Here is a 13,660-nt window from a genome sequence, read left to right as displayed (position 1 = left end):
CCCTCCGTGCCGGCCGGTACCGCAGGACGACTGTCGACAGCAGGGGGGCGTGGGGACGCCCTGGGAGGGAACAGGGGCTGTGCGCGCACACGGAGACCACCACCAGAACGTGGAGCAGCGTCGCGCCGGGCGGGTGTCCGTACGGCCGGCCGACCCGGCCAGGAGCGTGAGCACGCCCCCCTCGGCATCCGTCGGCTCCGCACCCGTGGCGGTGCGGCCCCTCCCGCGCCCGGCCGGGAACGCCGCCGTCCCGCCGATGGGGACGAGCGGTGCGATCATCGGCCCGGCCGTCGAGCGGGTGGAGGACGGAGCGGTCGGCGGGCACGGCGGGATCAGCAACCGGGCCTGCGGACGGATCAAGGAGAAACCCACCAACCACGTGGAGCGGGAGTTCTACGCGGAGCTGCGCGCGGGTGAGCACCCCGACCTGGACGGCGTGGCGCCGCACTCCCACACCGCCCGGCAGGTCACGGCGATGGACGGTCACCAGGGCGCGGGCGACGACTCGACCCACGTCTACGTCGACAATCTGACGTTCGGCATGAACCGGCCCACGATCCTCGACATCAAGGTGGGCGCGTCCACGGCCAGCTGGCACGAACTGCTCCGCTCCATGTCGAAGGCGGCCGCCCTGGCGAAGAAGCTCAGGATGAAGGCGACCGACCGGCTGACCGGCTCCGCGAGCCGCGGCTACCGGGCAGTCGGCAGCTCGGGCCTCACGGGAGGACGGCTGGCCACCGGACGGCGCACACCGCGGATCGTGCGCGACTTCGCCCGCGAACCCGGCGTCGCCGAGGCGATGCTGCCGCAGCTGATCCGGGTCAGGGAGGCGGCCCGCGCCTCCGGCCTGGCCTTCGTCGGGGCGAGCGTGCTCATCGCGGTGGACGAGGCGCCCCCCGAGGGCCGGCCGGTGCCCTCGGTGAAGGTCGGCCTCATCGACTTCGCCCACACCTTCGGCCCCCGGTCGGCCGGCGCGAAGCGGGTGGAGAAGTACCGCGAGCGGTTCGACCAGGGCATGGACCGGCTGATCGCGGACGTGCGGGCGGCCGGCGCGGCGGGCCCTGCCCAGCCGGGGGCCGGGGCCGCGCGCAGGGAGCCGACGGGGGCCGGCGGCCGGTAGCGCGCCACGGCAGCGCCCGCCGGGCCCCGGTTCACCGGATCCGGCCGGGCGTCACAACGCCAGCCACTCCTCGATCTCCACCATGATCTTCTCCTGGATGTCGGTCGGCGCCGCCGAGCCGCGCACCGACTGCCGGGCCAGCTCCGCCAGCTCGCGGTCGGTGAAGCCGTGGTGCTCCCGCGCGATCTCGTACTGGGCCGCCAGCCGCGAGCCGAACAGCAGCGGGTCGTCCGCCCCCAGCGCCATCGGCACACCCGCGTCCCACAGGGTGCGCAGCGGCACATCCGGCAGCCGCTCGTACACGCCGAGCGCCACATTGGAGGCGGGACACACCTCGCAGGTCACCCGGTCCCGGGCGAGACGCTCCAGCAGCCAGGGGTCCTCGGCGGCCCGCACCCCGTGCCCCACCCGTGCCGCCCGCAGATCGTCCAGGCAGTCCCGGACGCTGGAGGGTCCCGACAGCTCGCCGCCGTGCGGGGCCGCCAGCAGGCCGCCCTCCCGGGCGATCGCGAACGCGCGGTCGAAGTCGCGGGCGAAGCCGCGCCGCTCGTCGTTCGACAGCCCGAAGCCGACCACCCCCTGGTCCCGGTAGCGGACGGCGAGCCGGGCCAGGGTGCGGGCGTCCAGGGGGTGCTTCATCCGGTTCGCGGCCACCAGCACCCGCATCCCGACCCCGGTCTCCCGGGAGGTGACCCGCACCGCGTCCAGGATGATCTCCAGCGCCGGGATCAGCCCGCCGAGCCGGGGCGCGTACGAGGTGGGATCGACCTGGATCTCCAGCCAGCGCGCCCCGTCCCGCAGATCCTCCTCGGCCGCCTCGCGCACCAGCCGCTGGATGTCCTCCGGCTCCCGCAGACAGGAGCGGGCCATGTCGTACAGCCGCTGGAACCGGAACCAGCCGCGCTCGTCGGTGGCCCGCAGGCTGGGCGGCTCGCCGCCGCGCAGCGCCTCCGGCAGATGCACGCCGTACTTGTCCGCCAGCTCCAGCAGGGTGCCGGGCCGCATCGAGCCGGTGAAGTGCAGATGCAGGTGGGCCTTGGGCAGCAGCCGGACGTCACGTACACGATCCATCCACGAATCTTGCCGCATTGCGCCGTCCGGCCGGTAGCCGCGTCACCCGAACGTGAGTCAGCTCGCTTCCGCCAGCAGCTTCTGGAGGCGGGAGACACCCTCCACCAGGTCGTCGTCGCCCAGGGCGTACGACAGCCGCAGATAACCGGGGGTGCCGAACGCCTCACCCGGGACCACGGCGACCTCGGCCTCCTCCAGGATCACCTCGGCCAGCTCCACCGAGGTCGCGGGCCGCCGGCCGCGCAGCTCCTTGCCCAGCAGGCCCTTCACCGAGGGGTACACGTAGAACGCGCCCTCGGGCTCCGGGCAGACGACCCCGTCGATCTCGTTCAGCATCCGCACGATCGTGCGACGCCGCCGGTCGAACGCCTCGCCCATCTCGGCCACCGCGTCCAGATCCCCGGAGACCGCGGCCAGCGCCGCCGCCTGCGCGACGTTGCTCACGTTGGAGGTCGCGTGCGACTGGAGGTTGGTGGCGGCCTTCACCACGTCCTGCGGACCGATCAGCCAGCCCACCCGCCAGCCGGTCATCGCGTACGTCTTGGCCACCCCGTTGACGATCACGGTGCGGTCGGCCAGCTCCGGGACGACCACCGGCAGCGAGGAGAACTCGGCGTCCCCGTAGACCAGATGTTCGTAGATCTCGTCGGTGAGCACCCACAGACCGTGCTCCACCGCCCAGCGGCCGATCGCCTCGACCTGCTCACGCGGGTAGACCGCGCCGGTCGGGTTGGACGGGGAGACGAACAGCAGCACCTTGGTGCGCTCGGTGCGGGCCGCCTCCAGCTGCTCCACACTCACCCGGTAGCCGGTGGTCTCGTCCGCGACGACCTCCACCGGGACGCCCCCGGCCAGCCGGATCGACTCGGGGTAGGTGGTCCAGTACGGCGCCGGGACGATGACCTCGTCGCCCGGGTCCAGCAGCGCCGCGAACGCCTCGTAGATCGCCTGCTTGCCGCCGTTGGTCACCAGCACCTGCGAGGGCTTCACCTCGTAGCCGGAGTCGCGCAGCGTCTTGGCGGCGATGGCCTCCTTCAGCTCCGGCAGCCCGCCGGCCGGCGTGTAGCGGTGGAACCTCGGCTCCCGGCACGCGGCCACGGCCGCGTCCACGATGTACCCGGGGGTGGGGAAGTCGGGTTCGCCGGCGCCGAAGCCGATCACCGGCCGGCCGGCGGCCTTGAGAGCCTTCGCCTTGGCATCGACGGCCAGGGTCGCGGACTCGGAGATCGCCCCGACGCGGGCGGAGACCCGGCGCCCGGGGGCTGCTTCTGCGGACTGTGCGGTGGGTGTCGCTGCGCTCATAAGGGCATCGTTGCAGACCGGAGTGGACCGTGGCACCCGGGTTGCGGCTGTTGTCCGTTCGACGGGCGGCGATTGAACACGTACACTCTCCACGCAGTGGGGCCGGGTGAGGTAAGTTTTCCCGGTGCCGCGAGCAAAGGGTCGTAGCTCAATTGGTAGAGCACTGGTCTCCAAAACCAGCGGTTGGGGGTTCAAGTCCCTCCGGCCCTGCTACGCAGCAGGCAGTACAGAGTTAGTAGTGGTAGTAGGCACGTACCGCAATGCAAGCCGTCCGGGGGACCGGGCGGCTTACGACCATGACCGGGATCAGGTGAGGGCGAGTGGCTGGGATCACGGACTCCGTCGAAACGCCGGAGCCCCGGGGGACGGCGCCGGCCGAGGACGCGGGCGGCGTGCCAAGCGGGGCCCGCTGGGCAAGCTCGCGCTCTTCTACCGGCAGGTCATCGCCGAGCTGCGCAAGGTCGTCTGGCCCTCACGGCGCCAGCTGACGACGTACACCTCCGCGGTGATCGTTTTCGTTCTCGTCGTCATCGGCATCCTCACCGTGCTTGACTGGGGATTCAGCCGGGTCGTCGAGTACGTCTTCGGCTGACCCCGCTCCGGACGGGGCGAGGCGGGCACGGACGTACGGTCGTAGGTACCCACCCGTGCCGCGGCGATCCCGCCCGGATGTTCCACGTCAATGTGAAGCAGGAAGAAGCAGCCACCGTGTCTGACCCGAAGTCTGACCCGAATCTGACCGACGACGCCGCCGAGGGCGACGACACCGCGCGCGACATCGTCGAGGCAGCGGACACCGTCGACCAGACCGAGGCTGCCGACGCCGCGGCGGGCGAGCCCGCCGAGTCCGCCGCCGTCCACGAGGAGGACGCGGACGAGGTCGCGCAGGAGGCGGACGCCGAGGGCGAGGCGGAGGCCGAAGCGGACGCCGAGGCCGAGGCCCCCGAGCCGGTGGACCCGGTCGCGCAGCTGCGCGAGGAACTGCGGGTGCTGCCCGGCGAGTGGTACGTGGTGCACACGTACGCGGGCTACGAGAACCGGGTCAAGACCAATCTTGAGCAGCGCGCCGTGTCGCTGAACGTCGAGGACTACATCTTCGCGGTCGAGGTGCCGCAGGAAGAGGTCGTCCAGATCAAGAACGGCGACCGCCGCACCATCAAGCAGAACAAGCTCCCCAGCTACGTGCTGGTCCGGATGGACCTGACGAACGAGTCCTGGGGCGTCGTGCGGAACACCCCCGGTGTCACCGGCTTCGTCGGCAACGCCTACGACCCGTACCCGCTGACGCTGGACGAGATCGTGAAGATGCTGGCGCCGGAGGCCGAGCAGAAGGCCGCCGAGCAGGCCGCGGCCGAAGGCGGCGCCCCGGCGGCCGGCCGCCGCGTCGAGGTCCAGGTCCTGGACTTCGAGGTCGGCGACTCGGTCACCGTCACCGACGGCCCGTTCGCGACCCTCCAGGCGACGATCAACGAGATCAACGCCGACTCCAAGAAGGTCAAGGGCCTGGTCGAGATCTTCGGCCGGGAGACCCCGGTCGAGCTGAGCTTCGACCAGATCCAGAAGAACTGACCGCAGGACGCGTCACCCGGGCCCGTGGCGGGTCCGGAAGAACGACCTCCGCGGCTTTCGCCCCGGTACCGCCTTCCACCGCGGTACCGGGGCGCCGTTAGTCTGGGGCGCATGCGCGCGCTCATAGTCGAGAACGATGACCGGGTCGCGCGCGCCCTGAGCCGGACGCTCCGCGCCGAGGGATACGACGTGGAGCGCGCCCGCAGCGTGCGGGAGGCGGCCGGGGCGATCGGTACGGCCGATTTCGCCATCGCCCTCGTGGATCTCGGCCTCGACGACGGGGACGGCGTCGAGGTGATCCGGATGCTCCGCGACCGCGCCGCCACGGGAGTCATCGCCGTCACCGCCCGTGGCGAGCAGACCGACCGGGTACGCGGCCTGCGGGCCGGCGCCGACGACTATCTGGTCAAGCCCTTCGGGGTGGCGGAACTGCTGGCCCGCATCGAGGCCGTCACCCGGCGGCTGCGGGTGCTCCAGACCGGCCTCACGGCGCGCGGCACCATCGGCCACGGCGATCTGCTCATCGACCGGGACCGCCACGAGGTCTCCCGCGACGGCGCACCGCTGCGGCTGACCCGCAAGGAGTTCGAGATCCTGGTGCTGCTGGCCAGGAACACCGGCACCGTGGTGGAGCGCGAACACATCCTCGACCAGGTCTGGCAGTCCGCCTGGGAGGGCAGCAGCCGCACCCTGGACACCCACATCGCCTCGCTGCGCTCCAAGCTCGGCGACACGGCGCGCATCACCACGGTGCGCGGCGTCGGCTACCGGCTCGAACCGGCCGGCGCGCCGGTGGACGGATAGCCACCCGTGCGCCGGCGCATCATCGTCGCGCTGCTCCCCGTGCTGGCCCTGCTGGTGGTGGGCATCGGCATCTCGTACGCCGCGGTGGTGAGCGAGCGGACCACCCAGCAGGTGTTCATCGACCGCAGCGGGGACGCCGTACGGTTCGCCAATCTCGCCGAGGCGGCCATCGCCTCCGGCGAGCGGACCCGGCTGCACGCGGAGCTGGACGCCTACCACGAGCTGTACGACTCACCGGTGTGGGTGCTCGGCCTGGACGGTGGCCTGGTCCACGACCCGGGCCCGCTGCCCCCGGACGGCGCGGCGGTCACCGAGGACATCCAGCGGGCGTTCGCCGGGGCGCGGGCGACCGAGGCGGCCACCGTGTGGCCCTGGCAGCGCGGGCCGCTGCGGGTGGTGGAGCCGGTGGGCCGCGACTCCCAGGTGACCGCTGTCGTCGTCATCGAGGCGCCCACCGACGGGCTGCGCGCGGCCAGCATGCGCCGCTGGGGGGTCGGCGCCGCCCTGTTGCTGGTTCCCGTGCTCGCGCTGATGGGCGGCCTGTGGCCGCTCACCCGCTGGATTCTGCGCCCGGTGCGCGACCTGGAGCGCATCGCGATGGACGTGCGCGGCGGCGAGCTGGGGGCGCGCGCCCCTGTGGAGCACGGCCCGCCCGAGCTGCGCGGGCTCGCCTCCTCGTTCAACGCCATGGTGGACACGGTGCAGCGCTCCCTGGAACGGCAGCGGATGTTCGTCGGCGACGTGGCCCATCAGCTGCGCAACCCGCTGGCCGGGCTGCGGCTCTCGGTGGAGAATCTGCGGCCCTGGGTCCGCCAGCCCCCGGCCCGGGAGGCGGTGGAGGACGCCGTGGACGGCGCCGTGCAGATGGGCGAGATGTTCGAGGCGATGCTCGCGGCGACGGCCGCGGCCAGCCGGGAGCGCGTACGGGACAGCGAGGCGTGGACGCTGGCGCGGGTCTTCACCACCGCCCGGCCGCACTGGGAGGCGGTCACCGGCGAGCACGGGCGCACGCTGCGCGTGGAGGACCCGGACCCCGAACTGGTACTGCGGCAGCCACCCGGCGGTCTGGTCGCGGTGCTGGACGAACTCGTGGACAACGCGGCGTGGCTCTCGGACGGCAGCACGGTCACGGTACGCGCCTTCGCGGACGCCGACGGCCGCTTCGGCACCGTCATCGTCGCCGACGACGGCACCGGCCTGTCGGCACAGGAGCGCGAAGCGGCCCGCGGCCGGTTCTGGCGGGCGGCGCGGCACCAGAACATCCGCGGCACCGGACTGGGCCTGGCGATCATCCACGACGTGGTGGAGGACGTCGGGGGTGAGGTGCGGCTGGAGCCCAACACCCCGCGCGGCCTGCGGGTCGCCGTCCGCCTGCCCGCGGTACGCCGGCCGGGCCCCTGACCCCGCTGCCGGGACCGTCCCCTGCCACCCGCCCCGCGCTCCCCGCCGGAGCCGCTACAGCTTGACGGACCGGAACCAGGCGGCCGCGCCCGGGTGCAGCGTGATGGGCACGGTCGCGGCGGCCGTACGGGGATTGATCTGGTACGCCTCGGGCCGGGTCCTGGCCAGCGCCGCCGCCCCCTCGACGGCGGTCCGGGTGAAGAACCGGGCGGCCTCCGTGGGGAAGCCGGAACGCACCGCGATCAGGGTCGGCACGGCCAGCGTGGCCGTGGTGGCCACCTCCGGATAGACCGCGCCGGAGATCGTCACCGGCAGATACTCACCGGGGTGCGCGTACCGCATGGCCTCCGCCTCCGCCGCGAGATCGACGAAGTGCACCGGCGGCGCGTTCGCCAGCAGCCAGGAGATGGCGGGGGTGGGCATCGCGGTGAGCGAGAACACGGCGTCCACCTCGCCGTCGACCAGGGCCCGCGCGGCGGCGGTCTGCCCCAGGTCGCGGACCTCGACCGGCACCCCGGCGGCCTCGATCAGCCGCCCCCCGGTGAAGCGGGTGCCCGAGCCCGGCAGCCCGAGGGCGACCGGCCGCCCCGCCAGGTCGGCCAGGGCACGGATGCCGCTGTCCCGCAGCGTGACCAGGTGCACCACCGAGTCGAAGATCCGCAGCAGTGCCACGGTCTCGCCGTCGTACGGGCGCAGCACGTCCACGTTGCCATAGGCGAGGTCCACCTCGCCGCCGCGCAGCAGCCGCAGATTGTCGACGGACGCCTCGGTGAAGACGACCTCCACGGCCTCGCGGTCCAGCGCCTCGTTCCACAGGGCGGCCAGTGCCGCGCCGGACTCCCGGTAGGTGGCCCCCTCGGGGCCCGTCGCCAGCTTGAGGTCACCGATGCCGAGGTCGGGTGAGGAGCCGCACGCGGCGGCCGCCAGCCCCAGCGGGGCGGTGAGCAACGCGCGCCGGGAGAGCCCGAGCGGCGAACGACCCGACTCCAATGTCAGATCAACCCCAAATTCTTTCCCGATGCGTTGCTGTGACGCCTGCCCGCCCGCACTGTGATGCGATCCACATTAACAGTCACAGGGATGGACGACCCATGACGAATTCCCCCGCCGCCTCGCCCCCGGCGCCGAAGCTGGTGAAGCCGAAGAAGCGGATCTATCAGCATCTGTACTTCTGGGTGCTGATAGGCATCAGTATCGGCATCGGCATCGGTCTCGCGGCGCCCGGGGTGGGCGCCGACATGAAGTGGATGGCCGACCTCTTCATCAAGCTGGTCAAGGTCGTGATCGCCCCGACCATCTTCGCCACGGTGGTGGTGGGAATCGCCGGCATGGGCAACCTGGCCAAGGCCGGTGGTCTGGCCCTCAAGACGGTGCTCTACTTCAACATCACCACGGTGTTCGCCCTGGCCATCGGCCTCGTGGTGATCAACATCTGGCAGCCGGGCTCCGGTCTGGGCTACGACATCGCCTCCTTCGACACCTCGGCGGCCGACGCGACCATCGAGTCCGCGGGCGCGACCGAATCGGGCTTCTCCGGATTCCTCCTGAGTCTGGTCCCGACCTCGTTCGCCAGCGCCTTCGTCGACGGCCAGCTGCTCCAGGTGCTGCTGCTGGCCATCCTGTTCGCCATCGCGCTGAGCATGCTGGGCTCGCGCGCCGAGGGCATGGTGCGCGGTCTGGACACCTTCGCCAAGGCGATGTTCGGCGTCATCAAGCTGGTCATGTGGGTCGCCCCGCTGGGCGCGATGGGCGGCATGGCCTTCACCATCGGGCAGCACGGCAGCTCGATCCTCGGCTCGCTCGCCTCGTTCATGATCTCGTTCTGGGTGACCTGTCTGCTGTTCATCACGCTGGTGCTGGGCGTGGTGTGCCGGATGACCGGCTTCAGCCTGATCAAGTACGTCCGCTTCATCAAGGACGAGCTGCTCATCGTGCTGGGCACCTCCTCCTCCGAGACGGTGCTGCCGCGCATGATGACCAAGCTGGAGGCGGCCGGTACGCCCAAGCACGTGGTGGGCATGACCATCCCGACCGGCTACTCCTTCAACCTCGACGGCACCGCGATCTACATGTCCATGGGCGCGCTGTTCATCGCGCAGGCCTTCGGCGTGGACGTGTCCATCTGGACCCAGATCGGTCTGCTCGTCTTCATGCTGATCTCCTCCAACGGTGCCGCGGGCGTCTCCGGCGCCGGTCTGGTCACGCTGGCCGCGTCGCTGGCCGCGTTCGACTCGGTGATCCCGGTCGCGGGCATCGCGCTGATCGTCGGCATCGACCGCTTCATGAGCGAGGGCCGTGCCCTGACCAACCTCACGGGCAACGGCATCGGCACGCTGGCGATCGCCCGCTGGACCGGTGACCTGGACCGTGAGCGGCTGAAGTACGTGCTCGACAACCCGAACTCGGTGGACGTCGACGAGCTCATGAAGCAGGAGGCGCAGGGCCTGAACACCGCGCAGGACCGGGACGCCGCCGGTGTTCCGGCGCAGGCGGACGACAGCGAGCGGGCGGACGCGGACGTCACCGCCGGCCGTGGCAAGTAACCCCCGGGGGTGACACGGGGCCGGGGCCGCACCCCGGCCCCGCCCCGTTCCCCCGCCGGCGGATTTTGGCGGCATGGCCGTACCCGATATCGTTGTGCGGTATGCCTCCGTACGGATGATGTCCGGTCCGATCGGCCAGGACCGATCGGCAGCGACCGTCCGCCGGCGGGGGCCACAACCTCTCAATCAATGACCCGGAGAGAGCATGCCTCCCAAGAAGAAGAAGGTCACGGGGCTGATCAAGCTCCAGATCCAGGCCGGCGCCGCCAACCCGGCTCCGCCGGTCGGCCCCGCGCTGGGCCAGCACGGCGTGAACATCATGGAGTTCTGCAAGGCCTACAACGCGGCGACCGAGTCGCAGCGTGGCTGGGTGATCCCGGTGGAGATCACGGTCTACGAGGACCGTTCCTTCACCTTCATCACCAAGACTCCGCCGGCCGCGAAGATGATCCTCAAGGCCGCTGGTGTGGAGAAGGGCTCCGGCGAGCCCCACAAGACCAAGGTCGCCAAGATCACGGCGGCCCAGGTGCGGGAGATCGCCACCACCAAGATGCCCGACCTCAACGCCAATGACCTGGACGCCGCGTCCAAGATCATCGCGGGTACCGCCCGTTCCATGGGTGTGACCGTCGAGGGCTGAGCCCCCGTACCACCGTGGCAGGGCCAGGCGCTGGTCCGGACCACGACTCCACAGCAGCAGCATTTCGAGGAGCAGCAGTGAAGCGCAGCAAGAACTTCCGCGGCGCGGACGCCAAGATCGACCGGGAGCGCCTGTACGCGCCCCTGGAGGCCGTCCGTCTCGCCAAGGAGACCTCTTCGCAGAAGTTCGACGCGACCGTCGAGGTCGCCATGCGGCTGGGTGTCGACCCCCGCAAGGCCGACCAGATGGTCCGTGGCACCGTGAACCTTCCGCACGGCACCGGCAAGACCGCCCGGGTCCTGGTCTTCGCGACCGGTGACCGTGCCGCGGCCGCGGAGGCCGCCGGAGCCGACATCGTCGGCTCGGACGAACTGATCGACGAGGTCTCCAAGGGCCGCCTGGACTTCGACGCCGTGGTGGCGACCCCGGACCTGATGGGCAAGGTCGGCCGTCTGGGCCGGGTGCTCGGTCCGCGTGGTCTGATGCCGAACCCCAAGACCGGCACCGTCACCCCGGATGTCGCCAAGGCCGTCACCGAGATCAAGGGCGGCAAGATCGAGTTCCGCGTGGACAAGCACGCGAACCTCCACTTCATCATCGGCAAGGCGTCCTTCGACGACGCCAAGCTGGTGGAGAACTACGCGGCGGCCCTTGAAGAGGTCACCCGGCTGAAGCCGGCCGCCGCCAAGGGCCGCTACATCAAGAAGGCGACCTTCACCACCACCATGGGCCCCGGCGTTCCCGTCGACCCCAACCGCAGCCGCAACCTCCTGGACGAGGAGCCCGCCGTCTGATTCCGGCGGAAGGCTGATCGCGTCAGCGGTCACGAGGCCCGTCCCAGCTCTGTCACAGAGCCGGGACGGGCCTCTTGTGCGACAGACCCACCGGTTAGTGTCGGAAGGGAACTGAGTTCCAACGCTCCATGATTGTGGGGGAGAAGATGCGTCCCGTTCGCAAGGCTCTGCTGGGGATGGCCACGGCGGTGCTGCTGGTCGGCACGGCGGCGTGTGGTGGCAGCGACAGTGGCACCTCCGACGCCAAGGGCAACGAGGGCTCCGGCGACGACAAGAGCGGCTCCGGCACCTCCGCGCGCAGCGCGTTCGAGGCGCTGACGGCGGCCGCGCGGTCCACCGAGGAGATCACCTCGGCCGATGTGGTCTCGGTGACGCAGCAGGCGGGCACCGAGACGAGCATGAGCGGCTCGCTCTCCTGGGCGGACGGCCTGGAGATGACCGCCGTGATGACCAACGAGGAGTTCGGCGCCGCGGCCGGCGGCCCCGGCGAGGTCGAGGTCGTGTGGGTCGACGGCGTGATGTACATGAACCTGGGCGAGGAGTTCGCCACGGAGACGGACGGCCGTCCCTGGATGGCGATGGACCTGGCCGGTCTCCTGGAGGAGGCGGGCGAGGACGCCCTGGGCAGCGTGCTGTCCTCGACCATGGACCAGGGCGCGCAGAGCCCGGCCGACCAGGTGGCGATGCTGCTGGAGTCCGAGGATGTCGAGTGGGTCGCCGAGGAGGAGCTGGACGGCGCCACCGTCAACCACTACGCCGGCACGCTGGCCATGGAGGATGTCTTCGAGCTCCAGGGCACCTTCGACGGGCTGAGCGAGGAGGAGCGCGCCGCACTGCTCGACCTGCTCTCGGAACAGGGCACCGAGTTCTACGAGCTGGACGTCTGGGTCAACGAGGACGACTTCCCGGTGAAGGTCAGCCAGTCGTACGACACCGACATGGGCCCGTTCGCGCAGGAGACCACCTACAGCAACTTCGGGACCGAGGTGAACGCCGAGGCGCCGCCGGCCGACGAGGTCGTCGACTTCCTGGAGATGATGCAGATGATGGGCGCCGGCATCTGACGTCCCCTGCCGGAAGGCGATTTGCCTGAGCCGAGCACGTTCGCGTAATCTTCCACAGAAGCCAAAGACCGCTGGTTGTCGCCGTGCCCTTCGGGTGTGGTGGCCGAAGGATCCGCTGATCGCGGGCGACCTGCGCAGGTGACTGTGGAAGACCGAAGCGATTCATGTCTGCCCCGTGCGCCTGCGCCGGGGCGTTTGTTGTGTACAGCCCCTTCCGAGCGGTCCGACATCCCGGAAGGAGGGCCGAGGTTCATGGCGAGCCCCGACAAGGTCGAAGCCGTCGCGGAGATCAAGCAGAAGTTTGAGAACTCCAACGCGGCGGTTGTCACCGCGTACACCGGTCTCACCGTGGCGCAGCTCAAGGACCTGCGCCGTTCTCTCGGTGAGAACACTCAGTACCACGTGACGAAGAACACGCTGACCAAGATCGCGGCCAACGAGGTCGGGATCTCCGAGCTGGACGAGTACCTCACGGGCTCGACCGCCGTCGCCTTCGTCACCGGTGACCCGGTGGAGGCGGCGAAGGGTCTGCGTGACTTCGCCAAGAACAACCCCGCTCTGGTCATCAAGGGCGGTGTGCTCGACGGCAACGCGCTGAGCGCCGAAGAGATCAACAAGCTCGCGGACCTCGAGTCCCGCGAGGTACTGCTCGCCAAGCTGGCCGGCAACATGAAGGCGTCCATGGCCAAGGCCGCGGCGACCTTCCAGGCCCCGCTCACGGAGTTCGTCCGCACCGTGGACGCGCTGCGCGAGAAGGCGGAGCAGGGCGGTGCCGGTACGCCGGCTCCCGCCGAGGCCGAGTCCGCCGAGTAACTGCGGCGTTCGGTCACAGCGGGCCCGTGAACGCCCGCCGAGAAACATCATTCCGGCACCTGCCGACTAAGTGGAAGGACCGCCCACCATGGCGACCAAGCTGACCCAGGAAGAGCTGCTGGAGCAGTTCGAGAACCTGACCCTGATCGAGCTCTCCGAGCTGGTGAAGGCGTTCGAGGAGAAGTTCGACGTCAAGGCCGCCGCCCCGGCCGCCGTCGCCGTCGCCGCCCCCGGTGGTGCCGGTGGTGGCGCCGAGGCCGCCGAGGAGCAGGACGAGTTCGACGTCATCCTCACCGGTGCCGGCGACAAGAAGATCCAGGTCATCAAGGTCGTGCGTGAGCTGACCTCGCTGGGCCTGAAGGAGGCCAAGGACCTCGTCGACAACGCGCCGAAGGCCGTCGTCGAGAAGGTCGCGAAGGACGCCGCGGCGAAGGCCAAGGAGGCCCTCGAGGGCGCCGGCGCCTCCGTCGAGGTCAAGTGACCTCCTGACGTTCCGGTCTTCTGACCTCATGACGTCACCCTGAGTCCATGCGACTCAA

General features: G+C 70.7%; 14 protein-coding genes and 1 tRNA gene. 12 read left to right on the top strand and 3 right to left on the bottom strand.

Annotation, left to right across the window (positions count from 1 at the left end; translation table 11 throughout):
• Nucleotides 1-79 precede the first annotated feature (79 nt).
• Nucleotides 80-1,120 carry an inositol polyphosphate kinase family protein gene (locus tag SXIM_RS10445; RefSeq protein WP_148236093.1) on the top strand — a complete coding sequence of 347 codons (1,041 nt, stop codon included), beginning with the start codon at nt 80-82 and terminating at the stop codon, nt 1,118-1,120.
• 51 nt (nt 1,121-1,171) lie between these two features.
• On the opposite strand, the gene SXIM_RS10440 is transcribed toward SXIM_RS10445, so the two are convergent.
• Entirely contained in the window at nt 1,172-2,191 is a 1,020-nt protein-coding gene (locus SXIM_RS10440; RefSeq protein WP_030736386.1) for an adenosine deaminase, read from the bottom strand.
• A gap of 57 nt (nt 2,192-2,248) precedes the next feature.
• Nucleotides 2,249-3,493, bottom strand: coding sequence for a pyridoxal phosphate-dependent aminotransferase (locus SXIM_RS10435; RefSeq protein ID WP_030736383.1), 1,245 nt, complete (start codon nt 3,491-3,493; stop codon nt 2,249-2,251).
• A 137-nt stretch (nt 3,494-3,630) separates the two neighbouring features.
• Between SXIM_RS10435 and SXIM_RS10430 the strand changes: the two genes are divergently transcribed.
• From SXIM_RS10430 to SXIM_RS10410, 5 genes are all read left to right on the top strand, one after another.
• Nucleotides 3,631-3,703 (top strand) — tRNA-Trp (locus SXIM_RS10430).
• 100 nt (nt 3,704-3,803) lie between these two features.
• Nucleotides 3,804-4,085 carry a preprotein translocase subunit SecE gene (gene secE, locus SXIM_RS10425; protein ID WP_246156866.1) on the top strand — a complete coding sequence of 94 codons (282 nt, stop codon included), beginning with the start codon at nt 3,804-3,806 and terminating at the stop codon, nt 4,083-4,085.
• Between the two features lie 77 nt (nt 4,086-4,162).
• Complete coding sequence (gene nusG, locus SXIM_RS10420; protein ID WP_046723727.1) at nt 4,163-5,062, top strand: transcription termination/antitermination protein NusG; 900 nt, start codon at nt 4,163-4,165, stop codon at nt 5,060-5,062.
• A gap of 111 nt (nt 5,063-5,173) precedes the next feature.
• Nucleotides 5,174-5,866: a response regulator transcription factor gene (locus tag SXIM_RS10415; protein WP_030736373.1), complete on the top strand. Its 693-nt coding sequence runs from the start codon at nt 5,174-5,176 to the stop codon at nt 5,864-5,866.
• Between the two features lie 6 nt (nt 5,867-5,872).
• Entirely contained in the window at nt 5,873-7,267 is a 1,395-nt protein-coding gene (locus tag SXIM_RS10410) for a HAMP domain-containing sensor histidine kinase (RefSeq protein ID WP_046723726.1), read from the top strand.
• Between the two features lie 54 nt (nt 7,268-7,321).
• Here SXIM_RS10410 and SXIM_RS10405 read toward each other — a convergent pair whose 3' ends face one another.
• On the bottom strand, nt 7,322-8,257 hold the full coding sequence (locus tag SXIM_RS10405; RefSeq protein WP_046723725.1) for a TAXI family TRAP transporter solute-binding subunit: 936 nt from the start codon (nt 8,255-8,257) through the stop codon (nt 7,322-7,324).
• Between the two features lie 101 nt (nt 8,258-8,358).
• Here SXIM_RS10405 and dctA point away from each other — a divergent pair, with 101 nt between their 5' ends.
• From dctA to rplL, 6 genes are all read left to right on the top strand, one after another.
• Nucleotides 8,359-9,810, top strand: coding sequence for a C4-dicarboxylate transporter DctA (gene dctA / locus SXIM_RS10400; protein WP_234306952.1), 1,452 nt, complete (start codon nt 8,359-8,361; stop codon nt 9,808-9,810).
• Nucleotides 9,811-10,015: 205 nt separating this feature from the next.
• A complete protein-coding gene (gene rplK, locus SXIM_RS10395; RefSeq protein WP_030736361.1) occupies nt 10,016-10,450 on the top strand; it encodes a 50S ribosomal protein L11 in 435 nt (144 codons plus the stop codon).
• A gap of 77 nt (nt 10,451-10,527) precedes the next feature.
• Nucleotides 10,528-11,244, top strand: coding sequence for a 50S ribosomal protein L1 (rplA, locus tag SXIM_RS10390; protein ID WP_030736358.1), 717 nt, complete (start codon nt 10,528-10,530; stop codon nt 11,242-11,244).
• A 146-nt stretch (nt 11,245-11,390) separates the two neighbouring features.
• The gene (locus SXIM_RS10385; RefSeq protein WP_148236092.1) at nt 11,391-12,308 is read left to right on the top strand and encodes an SCO4651 family lipoprotein; all 918 of its coding nucleotides are present in this window, start codon (nt 11,391-11,393) and stop codon (nt 12,306-12,308) included.
• 252 nt (nt 12,309-12,560) lie between these two features.
• Nucleotides 12,561-13,121 carry a 50S ribosomal protein L10 gene (rplJ, locus tag SXIM_RS10380; protein ID WP_030736354.1) on the top strand — a complete coding sequence of 187 codons (561 nt, stop codon included), beginning with the start codon at nt 12,561-12,563 and terminating at the stop codon, nt 13,119-13,121.
• An 88-nt stretch (nt 13,122-13,209) separates the two neighbouring features.
• Nucleotides 13,210-13,602 (top strand): 50S ribosomal protein L7/L12, encoded by a 393-nt coding sequence (rplL, locus tag SXIM_RS10375; protein ID WP_030736352.1) that lies wholly within the window; start codon nt 13,210-13,212, stop codon nt 13,600-13,602.
• The last annotated feature ends 58 nt before the right edge of the window (nt 13,603-13,660 follow it).

This window comes from Streptomyces xiamenensis (assembly GCF_000993785.3).
Classification (GTDB): Bacteria; Actinomycetota; Actinomycetes; order Streptomycetales; family Streptomycetaceae; genus Streptomyces; species Streptomyces xiamenensis.
The sequence above is the reverse complement of the archived record's forward strand: the minus strand, read 5'-3'. Positions and strand labels throughout refer to the sequence as shown.

Excerpts from the sequence above, each read along its gene's own strand:
- SXIM_RS10440 (WP_030736386.1), bottom strand. The coding sequence starts at position 2,191 with ATGGATCGTGTACGTGACGTCCGGCTGCTGCCCAAGGCCCACCTGCAT.
- SXIM_RS10435 (WP_030736383.1), bottom strand. The coding sequence starts at position 3,493 with ATGAGCGCAGCGACACCCACCGCACAGTCCGCAGAAGCAGCCCCCGGG.
- nusG (WP_046723727.1), top strand. The coding sequence starts at position 4,163 with ATGTTCCACGTCAATGTGAAGCAGGAAGAAGCAGCCACCGTGTCTGAC.
- SXIM_RS10415 (WP_030736373.1), top strand. The coding sequence starts at position 5,174 with ATGCGCGCGCTCATAGTCGAGAACGATGACCGGGTCGCGCGCGCCCTG.
- dctA (WP_234306952.1), top strand. The coding sequence starts at position 8,359 with ATGACGAATTCCCCCGCCGCCTCGCCCCCGGCGCCGAAGCTGGTGAAG.
- rplK (WP_030736361.1), top strand. The coding sequence starts at position 10,016 with ATGCCTCCCAAGAAGAAGAAGGTCACGGGGCTGATCAAGCTCCAGATC.
- SXIM_RS10385 (WP_148236092.1), top strand. The coding sequence starts at position 11,391 with ATGCGTCCCGTTCGCAAGGCTCTGCTGGGGATGGCCACGGCGGTGCTG.
- rplJ (WP_030736354.1), top strand. The coding sequence starts at position 12,561 with ATGGCGAGCCCCGACAAGGTCGAAGCCGTCGCGGAGATCAAGCAGAAG.
- rplL (WP_030736352.1), top strand. The coding sequence starts at position 13,210 with ATGGCGACCAAGCTGACCCAGGAAGAGCTGCTGGAGCAGTTCGAGAAC.